We start from the raw sequence: 19,469 nt of genomic DNA on the forward strand, positions 1-19,469 counted from the left end.
CCTTGTGTTTAGAGCCTTTGGATTTTTTGCTTCTTTGGTAATCCTTATTTTAGCTCAACCTGATATCAGTCAGTTTTTTTCTTTATTAGGGTTCGCTTGTGGTTATGGACTTTTATGGTATAGTTTAGAGCCTTTAAAAGGTCTGCATCTTTCTAGGAAAGCTCTCTTTTTTTCCCTTTTTTTCTGGTCTCTAACAGTAGAGGCTTTTCATTTTTCTTGGATGCTATCAGATCTTTATGTAGGGAAATTTATTTATTTAGTTTGGATTTTTTTAATAGGAATTTTAGCTTTTTTATTTTCTTGCTTCTCCTATTTGCTTATTACTGTCATGCGACAGAGAATGCTAAAACTGCTTTGGTGTCTTCCTGGAGTCTGGGTTGCCATGGAAATGATAAGGTTTTATGGCATATGTTCAGGAATGTCTTTAGATTATCTAGGTTTGCCAATGACTGCATGTTCTTACGGAAGGCAGTTTGGTGGTTTTTTTGGTTGGGCAGGACAAAGTTTTGTAATTGTTGCTGTTGGAATAAGTTTTTATTGTGTTTTATTGAGAAAGGCTTTTGCAAAAATATGTTGGTCGATTTCTTTGATTCTTCCTTTCTGCTTGGGAGGTATTCACTATGAATATTTGAAACATAGGGCAGTAGAAAATAATGAAAATTTAAATGTTGCTGTAGTTCAACCTGCAATTTCTCCTGAAGACCCTCCTTTAAAAAATCCTGTTCAAGCATGGCAACGACTTATAGATCTTATTGCAAATATACACAAACCTATAGATGTGCTTATCTTTCCTGAGGTCGCTGTTCCTTTTGATAGTAGTAAAAGGATATACTCTTATGAAGATAGTTTACCAGTACTTGCTCCTTTTGTAATTCCCGATAAAAAAGATGGGTTAACTAATTTTGATTGGGTACAAATTTTATCCCAATATTTTCGTTGCCCAGTTTTAATTGGGATGGAGCGTTGGGAAGAGTCTTCGGAACATATATATTTTTATAACTCTGCAGAGCTTATATCAGAGCAAGAACAGCAAGGATATGATAAACGAGTTTTGGTTCCCGGAGGGGAATATATTCCTGGTGGACGTTTAGGAAAATTTATTTGTAAAAAATTTTTTCCAGAGCAAATGCTGACATGTTTACGTTTGCCAGGAATTCGTTCAGGAATCATAAAAGTTTCTGGTTTGCCTGCTTTGGGAGTGTCTATTTGTTATGAAGAAACATTTGGCTATCTTTTACGGATCTATAAACAACAAGGAGCTCGACTTCTTGTTAATTTAACAAATGATGGATGGTACCCCTCTTCTCGATTGCCTCAAGTCCATTTTTCCCATGGAATTTTACGTAATCAAGAATTGGGAATGCCTTGTGTTCGTGCATGTCAAACAGGAGTAACTGCCGCAGTAGATTCTCTAGGACGTATAGTGAGTCAATTGCCTTATGAAACTCGAAATCAAAAAGCTGTACCGGGAGTTTTACAAGTCTCTATCCCCTTATTTACTTATCAAACTTTATACGCTTATTGTGGAGATTGGATTATGGGGTGTATAGCCTTATGTTTATCAGGATATCTTGGAGTAGGTATCATAGGATATCGCTTGCTTGCTAAAAAAGAAAAAGGATAATATACGAAGACTCTCTGTCAGGTTTTTGCATGTTAGAACGAGCTCAGAAAACGTTAAAGCGCGAGGTTAGTTATTCTGGAGTGGGAATCCACTTTGGTAGATCCGCGAGACTTTCTTTGCTTCCTGCGAAAGCCAATACAGGGATAATTTTCCGTCGTAACACTTCTTCTGGAGAATGGCAGGATATCCCCGCATTGTTACCACATGTATATGACACTGGGCGTAGTACAACCCTATCACAAGGTAGTACAATTATTGCTACTGTAGAGCACCTTATGGCAGCTTTGCGCTCTAGTGATTTAGATAACGTTATCGTTCAGTGTAGTGATGAGGAGATCCCTATAGGAGATGGAAGCTCGAATGTTTTTGTAGATTTGATAGATAAAGCTGGGATTTGCGAATTAGAAGAAAAAATCTCTATTGCTAGACTTTCTCAACCAGTTTATTATCAATATCAAGACATTTTTCTTGCAGCATTTCCATCTGAAGAGCTAAAAATTTCCTACACTTTACATTATCCTCAAAGCCCAACCATAGGGACGCAATATCGCTCTTTAGTAATTACTGAAGCTTCTTTTCGAGAAAGTATAGCTCCTTGTAGAACATTTGCTCTTTATAATGAGTTGTGTTTTTTAATGAATAAGGGTTTGATTGGAGGAGGATGTCTTGAAAATGCTGTAGTTTTTAAAGACGATGGTATTATTAGTCGTGGGCAATTACGATTCCCTGATGAGCCTGTGAGACATAAAATCTTAGATTTAATAGGAGATCTTTCATTGGTTGGACAACCTTTTGTTGCGCATGTGTTTGCTGTGGGATCAGGACATTCTTCGAATGTTGCTTTTGGGAAGGAAATTCTAAAAGCTTTGCAAGTGAGAGAAAGCAAGTGATGAATCAATCAGCAATAAAAATTCGAAAAATATTAGACTTACTTCCACATCGTTATCCTTTTTTGCTTGTGGATAAGGTTGTGTCTTATGACATAAAGAATAAGAGTATAAAAGCTCAAAAAAATGTTTCAATAAATGAACCTTTTTTTGTTGGACATTTTCCAGAAACTCCAATTATGCCTGGGGTATTAATTTTAGAGTCTTTAGCACAAGCTGCCGGTGTATTATTAGGTCTAGTTCTTGAAAATGATAAAAGCAAAAGAATAGCGTTATTTTTGGGAGTACAAAAAGCTAAATTTCGTTTAGCTGTACGACCTGGAGATATACTCTCTTTAAATGCAAAATTTTCTTTAATTTCCTCGAAAGGAGGAAAAGCTATGGCACAAGCGTATGTAGATTCTTCGCTTGCGACAGAAGCAGAGTTGAGCTTTGCTCTAGTAGATAAAGAATCCCTATAGATAACGGAGAAATATGACGAACATTCACCCTTCTGCAATTGTCGAGCCTGGGGCAAAAATTGGAAAGAATGTTGTTGTGGAGCCGTATGCTATGATCAAATCTACAGTAACCTTATGCGATAATGTTACTGTAAAGTCTTACGCCTACATTGATGGGTATACTACCATAGGTAAGGGAACGACAATATGGCCCTCTGCAATGATTGGAAATAAACCTCAAGATTTAAAATATCGTGGGGAAAAAACTTTTGTAATAATTGGTGAATATTGTGAAATTCGCGAATTTGCTATTATTACATCCTCTACATTTGAAGGAACAACAGTTTCTATTGGAGATCATTGTCTAATAATGCCTTGTGCTCATGTTGCTCATAACTGTACCCTTGGGCATCACGTGGTTTTAAGTAATCATGCTCAACTTGCAGGGCATGTTCAAGTTGATGATTATGCGATTATCGGTGGAATGGTTGGCGTTCATCAGTTTGTTCGTATAGGCACTCATGCAATGGTCGGAGCCCTTAGTGGTATTCGTCGAGATATTCCTCCTTACACTATCGGGAGTGGAAACCCTTATCAGCTTGGAGGAATTAATAAAATTGGCTTACAAAGAAGATCTGTTCCTTTTGCAACGCGATTAGCTTTAATAAAAGCTTTTAAACGAGTTTATCGCTCTGAAGGATGTTTTCAAGAGGCTCTAATAGAAGCTCAAGAAGAACTTGGTCATATCCCTGAAGTTTCACATTTTATTGATTTTTGCCAAACCTCTAGTAAACGGGGGATCGAAGGACGTACAGATAAACAAGCTTTACAAGAAGAAAATTTAGAAAAAACGAGAGCTTTAATTGAATCTTAAAGTTGTTTATTTTGGCACTCCTCAATTTGCTGCTACTGTTTTAGAAGGCTTACTTGCTTATGGTATTCAAGTTGTCGGTGTTGTCTCTAGAGTAGACAAGCCTCAAAAAAGATCAGCTCAGCCTGTTCCTTCTCCAGTGAAAATTTCTGCTCTGACACATAATCTGCCTTTACTTCAGCCTATAAAAGTATCAGATCCTGAGTTCATACAGCAGCTAAAAGTTTTCAATGCGGATGTATTTGTTGTTGTTGCTTATGGAGTCATTTTACGTCAGGAAATCTTAGATATTCCTCGTTATGGTTGTTACAATCTCCATGCAGGTCTTCTTCCTGCTTATCGTGGTGCAGCTCCTATACAACGTTGTATAATGGACGGAGTCGTGGAATCTGGGAATACTGTCATTCGTATGGATGCTGGTATGGATACAGGGGATATTGTCAATACAACACATGTCGTTGTAGAAGATGATATGACAGCGGGAGAGCTTGAAGAAGCTCTAGCAGCTCAAGGTCCAGAGGTATTGAAAAAGACTTTAGTTCAACTTGAGTCTGGTAAGCTAATTCTAACTCCTCAAGATTCTACTAAAGCTACGATGGCTCCTAAGCTATCGAAAGAAGAGGGGAGAGTTCCTTGGGGAGAATCTGCAAAAAAGGTTTATGCTCATATTCGTGGTGTTACACCGGCTCCCGGAGCTTGGACTTTATTTTCTGCACGCGAAAAGCCTGAAAAACGTTTAACTATTCATAAGGCGCGTCTTTTTGCTGAATCTGGAGATTTTGGGGCTCCGGGAACAATCTTTGATTCAGGTCAAAAAGAACTGCTCGTAGCATGTTCACAAGGAGCTCTTAGCCTTCTAGAAATTCAACCAGAAGGCAAGAATGTTATGAATTCAAAAATTTTTTTAAATGGATATTCATCATCTAAATTAAAAATAATACTTTAATCTAATTAATTAAAAAAATCTTTTTCTTTTGCCTTCATTTAGTTTTAATGTGTTTTATGATATTATGACTTCTTTTACCCTGTGAAAGGAGGTTTATGACAACAACTATAACTAAATATGCATTAAAGTTGGTGACCGCCTCGAACACATGTCAACAGGTCACAAAAAAATCTGCATCAAGCAATTGTTTTAAACAGTTTTTTACAAATAAAAATAACCGTCTGGCAAAATTTGTTAACATGTCTTCGGGGCTGGACAAAACATTTAAGTGTGGAAAGTCAGTTTCAGAGTTAGCTTTAGGAATCCTTCAGGAGACCGGAGGAAGTGCTGAGGCTATTAAGTTGGCTCAAAATTCTTTAAACCTTACCAAAACGGCTCGAGATGTTATGGCATTAGGGAATGTTTTTAATGGAGCTATCCCTGGTTGTGTAACATCAACTCAAAAATGTTGTAGTCTTCTGAAACAATGTTTCTCTTCTTCTCCCGCATATAAATATCCTACGAACGATGCCTTTGTCCTTCCTAAAGACTTTATGGTTCTTAGAAGTGACTTTGCTTTGGCTGCAGCGAAAGAAGCTTGCAGCGCTGTTGGCGCCCTTACCTTCTCTCTTAGTTTTGGTGTTTTAAAGCCAACTCTTCTTGTAAATAAAATTGCTCCAACTCCTTTCCTTGGCTCGAAAGAAAAAGAAGGCTTAGGTATGGGAGTTTCTACATTGATGGCAGCGAACCATGTATCTGGAGTTCTTGGAGGAGCGCTTTCTATTGTTACAGAGCGGCGTGCCTATTTGCGTGGTAGAGCGTTATTAATGGCTGCCCCAAATAATGAAGAAGAAGGCGTTTCATGTAACGTTGACGATATTGAGAAAGCTTCACAAGCTCTTAGGAGTTCGTATATTGGAGGTATAAAGAAAGCAATTCTTACTATTATAGAAAAAGGATTAGAGTTTATTGCAGATATCCTGAAACTTATTCCATTTCCTATGTCTGCGGCTTGCAATCTTGCCTGTGTTGGAGCTTTAACTACGGGATCTTCACTGCTAGGGATTTATAAAATTTGGCAATCTGCTGGAGCTTCTAAATAATCTAATTTTTCTTTTCAATCTTTCAAACTCACTTCTAAATTTTTTTTAGAAGTGAGTTTGTATTTATCAGCTAACAAGAGTTTTAAAATAACCCTTTTATCTTTGTGTTATTGATCTTAAGATTGTTTTTTTCCATTGTAAAAATCTTCTCTCTCTGATAACCTCTCCCTTTATTTTCTTAAGGAAAAGGTTCCTTTTCTTTTTAGGGAATTCTACGAGTTAAAATACTAAAAAGATTTGTCTGGTTGCCCTGTAAGCAGGCGAATCATTCTTATTAATGGGTAGTTTTATGCAATCTCATATGAGTTTGATGGGAAAGAAAGAAGGCATGCTCCACGTTTTTAATAAAGATGGCAATCTTGTGGCATGCTCAGTGATTAGTATAAAACCTAATGTTGTAACCCAAATTAAAACTATAGAGAAGGATGGTTATACCTCTCTACAAATGGGTGCAGGAGAGGAGTCTCTACCATTACAAACTATTCAAAAACGGTATACTAAACCAAAGCTCGGACATTTGAAAAAATCAGGTGACCGAGTTTTTCGTTTTTTAAAAGAAACGCGTGTTTCTGAAGACGTTGCTAGCTCTGTGTCTTTAGGAGATGCTTTTGGTTTAGAAGTTTTTGAAGGAGTTTCATCTGTTGATATAAGTGGTGTTTCAAAGGGAAAAGGTTTTCAGGGGGTCATGAAGAGATTTGGTTTTCGAGGCGGCCCAGGAACTCATGGTTCTGGATTTCATCGTCATGCTGGTTCTATTGGAATGAGGTCGACTCCAGGTCGATGCTTTCCAGGAAGTAAGCGTCCTAGTCATATGGGAGATGATAATGTGACAGTGAAAAACTTGGAAATTATAAAAATAGATTTAGAAAGAAAAATATTATTAGTTAAGGGTGCAATCCCCGGTTCTAAAGGTTCTGTTGTTGTTGTGAGGCGGTCTTCTAGAGCTTAGCAAGGATGGGAGAATACAGAAGAGGTCTTATGGTGTTATTGTCAAAATTTGATTTTTCAGGGAAAAAGACAGGTGAAATAGAAGTGTCGGACTCTTTTTTTGTTGAAGAAGGAGAAGGGCTTCAATCTGTAAAAGACTACCTTGTTGCAATTAGAGCAAATAAAAGACAGTGGTCTGCGAGTACAAAAAATCGTTCAGAAGTTAGCCATTCGACAAAAAAACCTTTTAAGCAAAAGGGAACAGGGAATGCTCGGCAGGGGTCTTTAGCCTCTCCTCAGTTTCGAGGTGGTGGGATTGTTTTTGGTCCCAAGCCTAAATTCAATCAACACGTTCGAATAAATCGTAAAGAGAAAAGAGCCGCTATACGTCTCTTATTGGCTCAAAAAATTCAATCTCAAAAGTTGGTTGTGGCAGATAATAGTGTTTTCATTGAAAGTTTAAATGCTCCTAAAACCCAAGAGGCTTTGCGTTTTCTTAAAAATTGTGGTGTAGAGTGTCGAGGAATTTTATTTATAGATCATCTTGATCATATAGCCCTCAACCAAAATATTAGATTAAGTTTGCGAAATCTTCCCGCTACACGAGGATTTGTTTATGGCGCTAACCTTAATGGATACGATATAGCAGCAGCTCGCAACATTGTAATGTCTGAAAAAGCTCTGGAAGATCTTTTCAAACATTTTATTTCAGAAACTAAAGATTAAAGGAATTCGGATATGAAAGATCCTTACGATGTGATTAAACGACACTATGTAACGGAAAAGGCTAAAATGCTTGAAGGTCTTAGTCTAGGTTCTGGAGAAGGGAAGAAAAAAGGAAGTTATTGTAAACATCCAAAATTTGTTTTTGTTGTTGCTAGCGATGCATCAAAACCTCTTATTGCAAAGTCTTTAGAGGCTATTTACGCTGATAAAAATGTGAAAGTAAAAAGTGTTAATACGGTGTGTGTAAAACCGCAACCGGCTCGAATTCTTCGAGGTCGTAAAAACCGAAAAGGAAAAACAGCTGGTTTTAAAAAAGCTATTGTAACCTTCCAGTCTGGACATTCCATCTAATTTAAGGAAAAATTATGTTTAAAAAATTTAAGCCAGTAACTCCGGGAACTCGACAGTTAGTTCTTCCCGCTTTTGATGAGTTAACTAAAAGTGGAGAGTTGTCTGGGTCTAGTTCCAAAAAGAGTGTTCGACCATACAAAAAGCTATCCCACTTTAAAAAAAGTACAGGAGGAAGAGATAATTTAGGTCACATTTCCTGTCGTCATCGTGGTGGTGGAGCTAGAAAGCTTCTCCGAGTTGTTGACTTTAAAAGAAATAAAGACGGTATTACCGCTAAAGTCGTGACCGTAGAGTATGATCCTAATCGTTCTGCGTATATTGCTTTGCTGAGTTATGAAGATGGCGAGAAGCGCTATATTTTGGCTCCTAAAGGCCTTAAAAGGGGTGATATGGTGGTTTCTGGAGAGGGAAGTCCTTTCAGGCCGGGGTGCTGTATGAGTTTGAAAAGCATGCCTCTGGGATTAAATGTTCATAATATAGAAATGCGTCCTTCTTCCGGAGGAAAGTTAGTGAGGTCTGCTGGATTGGCCGCACAAATTATTGCAAAGACTCCTGGTTACGTAACTTTAAAAATGCCTTCCGGAGAATTTCGGATGTTAAATGAAAGTTGTCGAGCGACTGTCGGAGAAGTTTCTAACTCTGATCATAATCTGCGAGTTGAAGGGAAAGCTGGAAGAAAGCGTTGGATGGGAGTGCGTCCAACAGTTCGTGGTACGGCTATGAATCCTGTAGATCATCCACATGGCGGAGGTGAAGGCCGACATAATGGTTATATTCCTCGTACACCATGGGGGAAAGTTACTAAAGGATTAAAGACTCGCGATAAGCGTAAAAGTAATAAGTGGATAGTTAAAGATCGAAGAAAGTAGGGATTATTTATGAGTAGGTCGTTAAGAAAAGGTCCTTTTGTTGATCACCATCTATTGAAGAAAGTTCGTACTATGAATTTAGAGGAAAAGAAAACTCCTATTAAAACATGGTCTCGTCGTTCAATGATCATTCCTGAAATGATAGGCCATACATTTGAAGTTCATAATGGGAAAAAGTTTCTCAGTGTTTTTGTTTCAGAAACTATGGTTGGTCATAAGCTGGGGGAATTTTCTCCCACAAGAATATTCAAAAGTCATCCTGTGAAAAGAGGGTAAGTCTAAAAAGAGAGACGTATTATGTTTAAAGCGACTGCCCGTTATATCCGGGTACAACCTCGTAAAGCACGACTAGCTGCCGAGCTTATGAGGAGTTTAAGTGTGCAAAGAGCTCGAGAACAGCTGTTGTTTTCTGAATTAAAAGCTGGAAGATGTTTGAAAAAGGTTCTTGATAGCGCTGTTGCAAACGCTGTGCTTCATGAAAATATAAAATGTGAAGATTTAAGTGTCATAGAAGTACGTGTTGATGCAGGCCCCGTATATAAGCGATCAAAATCAAAAAGTCGGGGAGGGCGTTCCCCCATTTTAAAACGTACTAGCCATTTAACTGTTGTTGTTGGCGAAAAGAAGCGATAGGAGAAAATCATGGGTCAAAAAGGATGCCCTATTGGGTTTCGCACAGGTGTTACAAAGAAGTGGCGCTCTCTTTGGTACGGAAACAAGCAAGAATTTGGTAAATTTCTCATAGAAGACGTTAGAATTCGCGAGTTTTTAAGAAAAAAGCCTTCTTGTCAAGGAGCAGCAGGTTTTGTTGTTCGTCGTATGAGTGGAAAAATTGAAGTAACAATTCAAACGGCTCGTCCCGGTCTCGTCATTGGCAAGAAAGGTGCAGAAGTAGATCTTCTTAAAGAAGAATTAAGAAAACTTACAGGAAAAGAAGTTTGGTTGGAAATCGCAGAGATAAAAAGACCTGAATTAAATGCAAAGCTTGTTGCTGACAATATTGCTCGTCAGATAGAGCGCCGAGTTTCTTTTAGGCGCGCTATGAAAAAAGCGATGCAATCTGTTATGGATGCCGGTGCTATTGGTGTGAAGATTCAGGTTTCAGGAAGATTGGCAGGGGCTGCAATTGCTCGGTCTGAATGGTATAAAAATGGTCGTGTGCCTTTGCATACACTAAGAGCTGATATAGATTATGCTATTGCTTCCGCAGAGACTACATATGGAATTATTGGTGTGAAGGTGTGGATAAATCTTGGGGAAAATACTCCGTCAGCAACTCCTAGTGTTGTTTCTGGAAATACCCCAACAGCGCCTGTAGCTGCATCATAGAGTTGTAAATAAAGGTATGTTTTATGTTAATGCCTAAGCGCACAAAATTTCGCAAACAACAAAAAAGCCAATTCGCAGGCTTAAGTAAAGGCGCTACGTTTGTTGATTTCGGTGATTTTGGAATGCAAACTTTAGAACGAGGTTGGATAACAAGTCGACAAATTGAAGCTTGTAGGATTGCTATTAATAGATATTTAAAGCGTAAAGGAAAGGTTTGGATTCGTATTTTCCCAGATAAAAGTGTGACAAAAAAACCTGCAGAAACTCGTATGGGGAAAGGTAAGGGAGCTCCAGATCATTGGGTTGCTGTTGTTCGTCCCGGACGTATTTTATTTGAAGTTGCCAACGTTTCTAGAGAGGATGCTCAAGATGCTTTACGAAGAGCTGCTGCAAAATTAGGAGTTAAAACACGCTTTGTTAAGCGAGTAGAAAGGGTGTAATATGTCTGCGAAAAAGAAACTTCTTATTGAACTCAGAGAAAAGAGCAATGCTGATTTAGATGAGTTCATTCATGAAAGCAAAAAAGCTCTTTTTAATTTAAGAGCGGAAGCTTTGTTACAGAATAAAGTTGTGAAAGCTCATTTGTTTTCTTTGTATAAAAAAAATATTGCTAGAGCTCTAACAATTAAACAAGAAAGAAAAGGTAAAGTTCATGGCTAACCTACAAAGAGGCTCCAGAAAAACTAAAGTTGGCATTGTTGTTTCTGCTAAGATGGATAAAACAGTTGTTGTGCGAGTGGAGAGAATTTGTTCACATCCTCAATACGCTAAAGTGGTTCGTGATTCGAAGAAGTTTTATGCCCACAATGATTTAGACGGAGTTTCTGAAGGAAGCAAAGTCAAAATTCAAGAAACACGTCCTTTATCTAAGACCAAAAGATGGCGTGTTATTGAATGTATAAATTAGTGACAGATTATCAACACTGTATTGGATAAGTAGATTATGATTCAGCAAGAAACTCAGTTAAAAGTTGCCGATAATACTGGGGCTAAAAAAGTAAAGTGTTTTAAGGTTCTGGGAGGTTCTCGTAGGCGTTATGCTACAGTCGGAGATATTATTGTCTGCTCTATTAGAGAAGTCGAGCCTGACAGCTCTATAAAAAAAGGGGATGTCGTTAAAGCAGTAATCGTGCGAACCCGTCGTGATATCCTTAGAAAAGATGGCTCATCACTAAGATTCGATACTAATAGCTGTGTGATTATCGATGATAAAGGAAACCCTAAAGGAACTCGTATTTTTGGTCCTGTAGCTCGTGAGATTCGTGATAGAGGTTTTATTAAGATCAGTTCTTTGGCTCCAGAGGTAATTTAGGGAAAAACAAGTTATGAAAAAACGTATTTGTGTTGGTGATACAGTTTATGTGTTGTCTGGCAACGATAAAGGAAAAGAAGGAAAAGTTATTTCCCTTCAAAAAGATCGTGCAATCGTTGAAGGAATTAATGTTCGTACAAAAAATATTAAACGCAGTCAGGAAAACCCTAAAGGAAAACGCATCAGTATAGAAGCTTCTATACATATTTCCAATATCCGTTTAAGCATTGATGGAGAACCTGCAAGGCTCCATGTTGAGACTTCTGAAAAAGGAAGGGAGTTATGGCAAAGATGCTCGGATGGTAGTACCAAGCTGTATCGTTTAGTGAAAGAGAGAAAAGGTGTATGAGTAGGCTAAAAAAACTTTATACCGAAGGGATTCGTAAGGATTTGTATAGTCAATTTGGTTATGTAAATTCTATGCAGATTCCTGTGCTAAAGAAGATAGTATTAAGCATGGGACTTGCCGAAGCTTCTAAGGACAAAAATCTTTTTCAATCTCATTTAGAAGAACTCACTGTAATTTCCGGACAAAAGCCTTTGGTAACGAAAGCTCGTAGTTCTATTGCAGGCTTTAAACTTCGTGAAGGGCAGGGAATTGGTGCTAAGGTTACATTGCGCGGAGTGCGTATGTATGAATTTATGGACCGTTTTTGTAATATAGTTTCTCCTAGAATTCGCGATTTTCGAGGGTTTTCTAATAAAGGAGATGGGCGAGGTTGTTATTCCTTGGGGTTAGATGATCAGCAAATCTTTCCTGAGGTGAATTTAGATCGTGTAAAGCGTGCTCAAGGATTAAATATTACCTGGGTAACCACTGCGCAAACAGATGCTGAGTGTATGGCTTTGTTAGAGCTTATGGGTTTGCGATTTAAGAAGGCTCAATAAGGGAGAAATAGTTCGGTATGGGCATGACAAGTGATTCTATAGCAGATTTATTAACACGCATTCGAAACGCTCTAAAAGCAGAGCATGTGTATGTAGATCTTGAGCATAGTAAAATGCGCGAAGCCATTGTGAAGATTCTCAAACAGAAGGGTTTTATTGCTCATCATTTGGTGAAAGAAGAGAATCGTAAACGTGTTATGCGAATATTCTTGCAGTATGACAATGATCGATCATCTGTGATACATCAGCTTAAGCGTGTTTCTAAGCCTTCTAGAAGAGTTTATGTCTCCGCGGCAAAGATTCCTTATGTATTCGGAAATATGGGTATTTCTGTTCTTTCTACTTCTCAAGGAGTAATGGATGGTTCCACCGCTAGAGCTAAAAATATTGGTGGTGAGCTGTTGTGCTTAGTTTGGTAATAGAAAATAAGTATGTTTTATAGGGCGGTAAAAGAATGTCACGCAAAGCTCGAGAACCTATTGTACTTCCTTTAGGGGTAGAAGTTCTCATTCAGAATGATGAAATAATTGTAAAGGGCCCTAAAGGTTCTTTGACACAACGATTAGTTAAGGAAGTCGAAATTGTCTTTCAAGAGAAGGAAATCTTTGTTAAGGCGGCTTCTCATGTTGAGGATAGGCCTAGTTGTATGCAAGGTTTGTATTGGGCTTTGATCTCTAATATGGTGAAAGGTGTTCATCTGGGGTTTGAAAAGCGTTTGGAAATGATAGGTGTTGGTTTCAGAGCTGCTGTTCAAGGATCTGTATTAGATCTTTTAATAGGTGTATCTCATCCTGTAAAAATCTCTATTCCCGCTTCTTTACAAGTCTCTGTTGAGAAAAATACTTTGATTTCTATCAAAGGTATAGACAAACAGCTAGTTGGAGAATTTGCTGCAAGCATTCGTTCTAAGCGTCCTCCAGAACCCTATAAAGGTAAAGGGATTCGTTACGAAAATGAATATGTTCGTCGTAAAGCTGGTAAAGCAGCAAAGACAAGCAAAAAATAAGATATAGGATAGAAGTTTAATTATGGAAAACTCATTATTCCAAAAGTCTTTGAAGAAGACGCGAAGAGCTTTAAGAGTGCGCAAGGTTTTAAGAGGTTCATCTTCAAAACCTCGCTTGTCTGTCGTAAAAACAAATAAGCATATTTATGTACAGCTTATAGATGATTCTCTTGGTAGAACTTTAGCTTCAATTTCTACTTTATCTAAAGAATGTAAAAGTGAAGGCTTAGCGCATAAGAATCAAGAGAACGCTAAAATCTTAGGAAATAAAATTGCAAAATTAGGAAAAGATCTTCAAGTGGGTCGAGTTGTATTCGACCGAGGTTCCTTTAAATATCATGGTATTATTGCTATGGTTGCAGATGGAGCTAGAGAGGGTGGATTACAATTTTAATGAAGGTTTAAATAGATGTCGTTATCAAAGAATTCTCATAAAGAAGATCAATTAGAAGAAAAAGTTCTTGTCGTTAACCGTTGCTCTAAAGTGGTTAAGGGTGGGCGGAAGTTTAGTTTTTCTGCTTTAATTTTGGTCGGAGATGGAAAAGGACGTTTGGGATATGGTTTTGCAAAAGCAAACGAGCTCACAGATGCTATTCGTAAGGGAGGAGAGGCTGCAAGAAAGAATCTAATAGAGATTTTGGCTTTGGAGAACGGCTCCATCCCTCATGAAGTTTTTGTTCATCACGATGGGGCGCAATTGTTGTTAAAGCCGGCAAAATTAGGTACAGGAATTGTTGCAGGTTCCCGTATTCGTTTAATTTTAGAAATGGCTGGAATTAAGGACATTGTAGCTAAGAGTTTGGGTTCAAATAATCCTATGAATCAAGTTAAAGCTGCATTTAAAGCTCTTACAGAACTTTCTATTCGAAAAGAAGTATTAAGAAGAAGGAGAGCTCACAAATGATTAAATTAGAATCTTTACAAGATACATCTCCACGTAAAAAAAGAACCAAATTATTAGGACGAGGCCCTTCTTCTGGTCATGGAAAGACTTCTGGTCGAGGTCATAAAGGAGATGGAAGTCGTTCGGGCTACAAGCGTCGTTTTGGTTATGAAGGAGGCGGAGTCCCTTTGTATAGGAGAGTTCCTACAAGAGGATTTTCCCACACTCGTTTTGATAAGTGTGTAGAAGAGGTTACGACAGAACGTTTGGAATTGGTTTTCCAAGATGGAGAAGAGATTTCTTTAGAAACTTTAAAAGCTAGAAAAGTAATTAATAAAAATGCTGTTCGTGTGAAAATAATTCTTAAAGGAGATTTAACGAAAGCTTTTGTATGGAAAGATGCTGCGGTCATATTGTCTCAGGGAGTTCAAAATCTGCTAAGCGTTGCTTAAAAAAAAGGATATTTGTCCACATATGACAACATTAAAACACATTTTTTCGATTTCTGAGTTAAGACAAAAACTTTTTTATACTTTTATTTTACTTGCTGCATGTCGAGTTGGAGTGTTTATTCCTGTTCCAGGAATAAACGGAGAGCGAGCTGTTGCGTATTTTAAACAACTTTTGGGGTCCGGTCAGAATTTATTCCAATTAGCAGACATATTTTCTGGCGGAGCTTTTGCTCAGATGACTGTCATAGCTCTTGGCGTTGTTCCCTACATTTCAGCTTCTATTATTGTGCAGTTACTTTTAGTTTTTATGCCTTCTCTACAAAGAGAATTTAGAGAATCTCCTGATCAAGGAAAACGAAAAATTGGAAGGCTTACTCGCTTATTCACTGTTGGATTGGCCGTTATACAGTCTCTTTTGTTTGCAAAATTTGCTTTGAGAATGAATTTAACCATCCCAGGTATTGTCTTGCCTACACTTTTAAATCTCCAAGTTTTTGGAATTCCTCTAGTCTTCTATATGACAACTGTTACGGCAATGACTACAGGAACACTATTATTAATGTGGTTAGGAGAGCAAATCTCTGATAAGGGCATAGGAAATGGTATCAGTTTAATCATTGCTTTGGGTATTTTGGCTTCTTTCCCCTCAGTTCTTGGCTCTATTATAAATAAGCTGCATTTAGGATCCCAAGATCCAGCAGATCTCGGTTTGATTTCTATTTTACTGTTGTGTGTAATATTCATTTTTGTTCTTGTGACAACTATTTTGATTATTGAAGGGGTAAGAAAAATCCCTGTACAATATGCCCGTAGGGTTATTGGAAGGAGAGAAGTTCCAGGAGGAGGGTCTTATCTTCCTTTAAAAGTGAATTATGCTGGAGTTATTCCTGTCATTTTTGCTTCATCTTTATTGATGTTTCCCGCAACACTCGGACAGTTTATGTCTTCGGATTCTTCATGGATAAAACGAGTTTCTATGCTGCTGTCTCCAGGTAGTTGGGTTTATTCATTACTTTATGTTTTATTAATTATATTTTTTACCTACTTTTGGACAGCGACACAGTTTCATCCAGAGCAGATAGCTTCTGAGATGAAAAAGAATAATGCGTTTATTCCAGGTATTCGCCAAGGCAAAACAACGCAAAGTTATTTAGAGTACACAATGAATCGCGTAACTCTTTTAGGCGCAGTATTTTTAGCTGTTATAGCTATTCTTCCTTCGATTTTAGGTCGCGTGTTGAGTGTGGATTCTAATGTGAGTTACTTTCTAGGTGGTACTGCGATGCTCATTATTGTTGGAGTAATTTTAGATACCATGAAGCAAGTAGACGCCTTCTTGCTTATGCGACGTTATGATGGTTTTTTGAAAACAGATCGCTCTAAAGGAAGGCGTTGAAAAATAACAATTTTTAACCTAAGATGCTTATACTATTTTAAGGGGAGGCTCCACGTATGCCACGCATCATTGGAATTGATATTCCTGCGAAGAAGAAGTTAAAGATAAGTCTTACATACATTTATGGAGTTGGGCCAGCTCTTTCTAAAGAAATTATTGAAAAATTGTGTTTGAATCCTGAAGCAAAAGCTGCAGATCTAACTGAAGAAGAGGTTGGAAGACTCAACTCTCTTTTGCAATCAGAATATGTTGTTGAAGGAGATTTACGTAGAAGAGTTCAATCTGATATTAAGAGATTAATCTCCATTCATGCTTATCGTGGCCAAAGACATAGGCTTTCTTTGCCAGTTCGAGGGCAGAGAACAAAAACTAATTCACGAACTCGAAAAGGAAAACGTAAAACTGTCGCTGGTAAGAAAAAATAATTTTTAATAGGAGTTGTGTTTTGGTTAAAAATCAAACTCAAGCAAAAAAAAGTGTAAAAAGAAAACAATCAAAAAACGTTCCTTCAGGAGTCGTTCACGTTAAAGCCACTTTTAATAATACAATAGTGTCTATAACAGATCCAGCAGGGAATGTTCTTTCATGGGCTTCTGCAGGAAAAGTTGGTTATTCAGGATCTCGTAAGTCGTCAGCTTTCGCTGCTACAGTTGCAGCACAAGATGCTGCAAAAATTGCTATGAACTCTGGATTAAAAGAAGTTGAAGTTTGCTTAAAAGGTACTGGTGCCGGTAGAGAATCTGCTGTTAGAGCTTTGATTTCTGCTGGTTTAATAGTTTCTGTCATCCGAGACGAAACTCCTGTTCCTCATAATGGGTGTCGTCCAAGAAAAAGGCGCAGAGTATAGTTTTTTAGAGAGGAGAAAGGGATGTCAGATAATTCACAAAATTTACTTTATGATAAATTTGAGTTGCCAGAAGCAGTTAAGATGCTTTCCGTAGAGGGATCTTCGATAGATACTCACGCTCGTTTTATTGCTGAACCTTTAGAAAAAGGTATGGGTCATACTTTAGGTAATGCCTTGAGAAGAGTTCTATTAATTGGTTTAGAAGCTCCTGCGATCATCTCATTTTCTATGACTGGTGTTTTACATGAGTATATGGCTATAGAAGGTGTCGTTGAAGATGTAACAAACATTATCTTAAATTTGAAAAGTGCCCTATTGAAAAAATATCCTATGCAGGATAGTTCTGAAGGAAGAGCAACACAAGTACTTAAATCTAGGATTTCTATAGATGCTTTAGATTTAAGTGCCGCTAATGGACAAAAAGAAGTAATTCTTTCCGATCTCTTGCAAGAAGGAGGTTTTGAAGCTGTTAATCCAAACCAAGTTATTTTTACTGTTACTCAACCTTTACAAGTAGATATCTCCTTGCGAATTGCTTTTGGTCGTGGTTATACAGCTTCCGAAAGGATTGTTCTTGAGGATAAAGGCGTGAATGAAATTGTATTGGATGCAGCGTTCTCTCCTGTAACTTTAGTTAACTATTATGTAGAGGATACTCGTGTCGGTCAAGATACAGATTTTGATCGCTTAATTTTGCAGATGGAGACAGATGGAAGAATTACATCGAAAGAAGCTCTTACATTTGCTACTCAAATCTTAATGAAACACTTTTCTGTGTTCGAAAAAATGGATGAAAAGCGAATTGTTTTCGAAGAAACTGTTTCTGTTGAGAAAGAAAATAAAGATGATGTTCTTCATAAGCTTATTTTAGGAATTAATGAGATAGAGTTGTCTGTAAGATCTACAAACTGCTTGTCCAGTGCTAATATTGAAACTATAGGAGAACTCGTTATTATGCCAGAGCCTCGCCTATTGCAGTTTAGAAATTTTGGCAAGAAGTCTCTATGTGAGATCAAGAATAAGCTTAAAGAAATGAAGTTAGAGTTGGGCATGGACTTAAGTCAATTTGGCATAAGTTTAGATAATGTGAAAGAAAAGATGAAATGGTATGCCGAGAAAATTCGAGCAAAGAGTGCTAAGGGGTAAGTATTATGCAGCATGCAAGAAAAAAATTTCGAGTTGGACGAACTTCTTCACATAATCGTTGTATGTTAGCTAACATGTTGAAGTCTTTGATTCATTTAGAAAGAATAGAAACAACGATTCCAAAAGCTAAAGAATTGCGACGACACGCTGATAAAATGATTACATTAGCAAAAAAAAATACTCTAGCATCGAGACGGTTAGCTATAGGAAGACTTATGATTAGGTATAATAGTCTAACTCCGAAGGAAGCCCGTCAGGCAAAAGAAGGCAACACTTCTTGTTATAATGTCGATCGTTTGGTTGTAAAAAAATTATTCGACGAGTTGGGGACACGTTTTCTAGAGAGAAAAGGTGGTTATACGCGTATTTTGAAACTACAAAATAGAGTTGGTGATAATACTCAAAAGTGTATTATAGAGTTTTTAGTTAACTAAAATTAATATTGCTCCGACTTTGGGAAAAAGATGAAAGTAGTCATTAATGGTTTTGGACGTATTGGACGATTAGTCTTAAGACAAATTTTAAAAAGAAATTCTAATTTAGAAGTCTTAGCTGTTAATGATCTTGTTCCTGGTGATGCTTTAGTTTACTTATTTAAACATGACTCCACTCATGGAAGGTTTTTTGAAAATGTTCGTTATGAAAATGACTGCTTAATTTCTAAAAATCAAAAAATTCGTCTTTTAGCAGAGCGTGATATTCAAAATCTTCCATGGAAAGATCTCGGTGTAGATATCGTTGTTGAGTGTACCGGGCTATTTACAAAAAAAGAAGATGCTGCGAAACATCTAGAATGTGGAGCAAAGCGTGTTGTTGTTTCTGCTCCTGCTAAGGGAGACGTCCCGACTCTCGTTATGGGAGTGAACCACCATACATACAATCCAGAAATTGATACAATTGTTTCCAATGCATCTTGTACGACAAACTGTTTAGCTCCAATCGCTAAAGTTTTATTAGATAATTTTGGAATAGAAGAAGGACTAATGTCAACAATTCACGCTACTACAGCTACTCAGTCTGTAGTTGATGGCCCCTCAAAAAAAGATTGGAGAGGTGGTCGTAGTGCTTTGCAAAATATTATTCCCTCATCGACTGGTGCGGCAAAAGCTGTAACCCTTTGTCTTCCAGAACTAAAAAATAAATTAACTGGAATGGCTTTTCGAGTTCCTGTTGCAGACGTATCTGTTGTGGATCTCACTGTTAGATTGGAAAAATCTACAACGTATGCTGAAATCTGTAGCGCGATGAAACATGCTTCTGAAACAAATTTAAAAGGTATTTTAGATTTTACAGATGAGCAAGTTGTCTCTTCTGATTATATTGGATCAGAATATTCTTCTATTTTTGATTCTCTCGCGGGCATCGCTTTGAATGATCGTTTCTTTAAGTTAGTCGCTTGGTATGATAATGAAATAGGATATGCAACGCGTATAGTGGATTTATTAGAGTATGTAGCAGAAAACTCTAAATAAAAGGTTTATAATCAC

At 37.5% G+C, this 19,469-nt stretch carries 30 protein-coding genes; all 30 read left to right on the top strand.

Annotated features, from left to right (window positions below; translation table 11 throughout):
• The first annotated feature begins 4 nt into the window (after positions 1-4).
• Entirely contained in the window at positions 5-1,624 is a 1,620-nt protein-coding gene (gene lnt / locus JMS40_RS01805) for an apolipoprotein N-acyltransferase (RefSeq protein ID WP_201456574.1), read from the top strand.
• Between the two features lie 29 nt (positions 1,625-1,653).
• A complete protein-coding gene (lpxC, locus tag JMS40_RS01810; RefSeq protein WP_201456575.1) occupies positions 1,654-2,514 on the top strand; it encodes a UDP-3-O-acyl-N-acetylglucosamine deacetylase in 861 nt (286 codons plus the stop codon).
• On the top strand, positions 2,514-2,972 hold the full coding sequence (fabZ, locus tag JMS40_RS01815) for a 3-hydroxyacyl-ACP dehydratase FabZ (RefSeq protein ID WP_201456576.1): 459 nt from the start codon (positions 2,514-2,516) through the stop codon (positions 2,970-2,972). Before lpxC ends, fabZ begins: the two co-directional genes overlap by 1 nt.
• Positions 2,973-2,985: 13 nt before the next feature.
• Complete coding sequence (lpxA, locus tag JMS40_RS01820; RefSeq protein WP_201456577.1) at positions 2,986-3,825, top strand: acyl-ACP--UDP-N-acetylglucosamine O-acyltransferase; 840 nt, start codon at positions 2,986-2,988, stop codon at positions 3,823-3,825.
• Positions 3,815-4,768, top strand: coding sequence for a methionyl-tRNA formyltransferase (gene fmt / locus JMS40_RS01825; RefSeq protein ID WP_201456578.1), 954 nt, complete (start codon positions 3,815-3,817; stop codon positions 4,766-4,768). Before lpxA ends, fmt begins: the two co-directional genes overlap by 11 nt.
• A 95-nt stretch (positions 4,769-4,863) precedes the next feature.
• Entirely contained in the window at positions 4,864-5,850 is a 987-nt protein-coding gene (locus JMS40_RS01830) for a hypothetical protein (protein ID WP_201456579.1), read from the top strand.
• Positions 5,851-6,139: 289 nt separating this feature from the next.
• On the top strand, positions 6,140-6,799 hold the full coding sequence (gene rplC / locus JMS40_RS01835) for a 50S ribosomal protein L3 (RefSeq protein ID WP_201456580.1): 660 nt from the start codon (positions 6,140-6,142) through the stop codon (positions 6,797-6,799).
• A gap of 29 nt (positions 6,800-6,828) precedes the next feature.
• Entirely contained in the window at positions 6,829-7,503 is a 675-nt protein-coding gene (rplD, locus tag JMS40_RS01840) for a 50S ribosomal protein L4 (protein ID WP_201456624.1), read from the top strand.
• A gap of 12 nt (positions 7,504-7,515) precedes the next feature.
• Positions 7,516-7,854: a 50S ribosomal protein L23 gene (locus tag JMS40_RS01845; protein WP_201456581.1), complete on the top strand. Its 339-nt coding sequence runs from the start codon at positions 7,516-7,518 to the stop codon at positions 7,852-7,854.
• A 14-nt stretch (positions 7,855-7,868) separates the two neighbouring features.
• On the top strand, positions 7,869-8,723 hold the full coding sequence (rplB, locus tag JMS40_RS01850; protein ID WP_201456582.1) for a 50S ribosomal protein L2: 855 nt from the start codon (positions 7,869-7,871) through the stop codon (positions 8,721-8,723).
• Positions 8,724-8,732: 9 nt separating this feature from the next.
• Positions 8,733-8,999, top strand: coding sequence for a 30S ribosomal protein S19 (gene rpsS / locus JMS40_RS01855; RefSeq protein ID WP_201456583.1), 267 nt, complete (start codon positions 8,733-8,735; stop codon positions 8,997-8,999).
• 21 nt (positions 9,000-9,020) lie between these two features.
• Positions 9,021-9,356 (top strand): 50S ribosomal protein L22, encoded by a 336-nt coding sequence (rplV, locus tag JMS40_RS01860; protein WP_201456584.1) that lies wholly within the window; start codon positions 9,021-9,023, stop codon positions 9,354-9,356.
• A 9-nt stretch (positions 9,357-9,365) separates the two neighbouring features.
• Complete coding sequence (gene rpsC, locus JMS40_RS01865; RefSeq protein ID WP_201456585.1) at positions 9,366-10,052, top strand: 30S ribosomal protein S3; 687 nt, start codon at positions 9,366-9,368, stop codon at positions 10,050-10,052.
• 23 nt (positions 10,053-10,075) lie between these two features.
• Positions 10,076-10,492 (top strand): 50S ribosomal protein L16, encoded by a 417-nt coding sequence (gene rplP, locus JMS40_RS01870; RefSeq protein ID WP_201456586.1) that lies wholly within the window; start codon positions 10,076-10,078, stop codon positions 10,490-10,492.
• A gap of 1 nt (position 10,493) precedes the next feature.
• Positions 10,494-10,712, top strand: coding sequence for a 50S ribosomal protein L29 (gene rpmC / locus JMS40_RS01875; protein ID WP_201456587.1), 219 nt, complete (start codon positions 10,494-10,496; stop codon positions 10,710-10,712).
• Positions 10,705-10,959, top strand: coding sequence for a 30S ribosomal protein S17 (rpsQ, locus tag JMS40_RS01880; protein ID WP_201456588.1), 255 nt, complete (start codon positions 10,705-10,707; stop codon positions 10,957-10,959). Before rpmC ends, rpsQ begins: the two co-directional genes overlap by 8 nt.
• 36 nt (positions 10,960-10,995) lie before the next feature.
• The gene (gene rplN, locus JMS40_RS01885; protein WP_201456589.1) at positions 10,996-11,364 is read left to right on the top strand and encodes a 50S ribosomal protein L14; all 369 of its coding nucleotides are present in this window, start codon (positions 10,996-10,998) and stop codon (positions 11,362-11,364) included.
• Positions 11,365-11,377: 13 nt separating this feature from the next.
• On the top strand, positions 11,378-11,713 hold the full coding sequence (gene rplX / locus JMS40_RS01890; RefSeq protein WP_201456590.1) for a 50S ribosomal protein L24: 336 nt from the start codon (positions 11,378-11,380) through the stop codon (positions 11,711-11,713).
• On the top strand, positions 11,710-12,252 hold the full coding sequence (rplE, locus tag JMS40_RS01895; protein WP_201456591.1) for a 50S ribosomal protein L5: 543 nt from the start codon (positions 11,710-11,712) through the stop codon (positions 12,250-12,252). The genes rplX and rplE overlap by 4 nt, the downstream gene beginning before the upstream one ends.
• 17 nt (positions 12,253-12,269) lie before the next feature.
• Positions 12,270-12,671, top strand: a complete 402-nt coding sequence (rpsH, locus tag JMS40_RS01900) for a 30S ribosomal protein S8 (protein WP_201456592.1) — start codon at positions 12,270-12,272, stop codon at positions 12,669-12,671.
• A 35-nt stretch (positions 12,672-12,706) separates the two neighbouring features.
• Positions 12,707-13,258 (top strand): 50S ribosomal protein L6, encoded by a 552-nt coding sequence (rplF, locus tag JMS40_RS01905; RefSeq protein ID WP_201456593.1) that lies wholly within the window; start codon positions 12,707-12,709, stop codon positions 13,256-13,258.
• A gap of 22 nt (positions 13,259-13,280) precedes the next feature.
• Entirely contained in the window at positions 13,281-13,652 is a 372-nt protein-coding gene (rplR, locus tag JMS40_RS01910) for a 50S ribosomal protein L18 (RefSeq protein ID WP_201456594.1), read from the top strand.
• Between the two features lie 15 nt (positions 13,653-13,667).
• On the top strand, positions 13,668-14,162 hold the full coding sequence (rpsE, locus tag JMS40_RS01915) for a 30S ribosomal protein S5 (RefSeq protein WP_201456595.1): 495 nt from the start codon (positions 13,668-13,670) through the stop codon (positions 14,160-14,162).
• Positions 14,159-14,593 carry a 50S ribosomal protein L15 gene (gene rplO, locus JMS40_RS01920; RefSeq protein ID WP_201456596.1) on the top strand — a complete coding sequence of 145 codons (435 nt, stop codon included), beginning with the start codon at positions 14,159-14,161 and terminating at the stop codon, positions 14,591-14,593. The genes rpsE and rplO overlap by 4 nt, the downstream gene beginning before the upstream one ends.
• A 22-nt stretch (positions 14,594-14,615) precedes the next feature.
• The gene (gene secY, locus JMS40_RS01925; RefSeq protein WP_201456597.1) at positions 14,616-15,989 is read left to right on the top strand and encodes a preprotein translocase subunit SecY; all 1,374 of its coding nucleotides are present in this window, start codon (positions 14,616-14,618) and stop codon (positions 15,987-15,989) included.
• Positions 15,990-16,045: 56 nt separating this feature from the next.
• Positions 16,046-16,414 carry a 30S ribosomal protein S13 gene (gene rpsM, locus JMS40_RS01930; protein WP_201456598.1) on the top strand — a complete coding sequence of 123 codons (369 nt, stop codon included), beginning with the start codon at positions 16,046-16,048 and terminating at the stop codon, positions 16,412-16,414.
• 20 nt (positions 16,415-16,434) lie between these two features.
• The gene (gene rpsK, locus JMS40_RS01935; RefSeq protein WP_201456599.1) at positions 16,435-16,836 is read left to right on the top strand and encodes a 30S ribosomal protein S11; all 402 of its coding nucleotides are present in this window, start codon (positions 16,435-16,437) and stop codon (positions 16,834-16,836) included.
• A 21-nt stretch (positions 16,837-16,857) separates the two neighbouring features.
• Positions 16,858-17,982: a DNA-directed RNA polymerase subunit alpha gene (locus JMS40_RS01940; protein WP_201456600.1), complete on the top strand. Its 1,125-nt coding sequence runs from the start codon at positions 16,858-16,860 to the stop codon at positions 17,980-17,982.
• Positions 17,983-17,987: 5 nt separating this feature from the next.
• Positions 17,988-18,416, top strand: coding sequence for a 50S ribosomal protein L17 (gene rplQ, locus JMS40_RS01945; RefSeq protein ID WP_201456601.1), 429 nt, complete (start codon positions 17,988-17,990; stop codon positions 18,414-18,416).
• Between the two features lie 30 nt (positions 18,417-18,446).
• Positions 18,447-19,454, top strand: a complete 1,008-nt coding sequence (gap, locus tag JMS40_RS01950; protein ID WP_201456602.1) for a type I glyceraldehyde-3-phosphate dehydrogenase — start codon at positions 18,447-18,449, stop codon at positions 19,452-19,454.
• Positions 19,455-19,469: the final 15 nt, after the last annotated feature.

It is taken from the genome of Chlamydia sp. 17-3921, from assembly GCF_902705545.1.
In the GTDB taxonomy this organism is placed as follows: Bacteria; Chlamydiota; Chlamydiia; order Chlamydiales; family Chlamydiaceae; genus Chlamydia.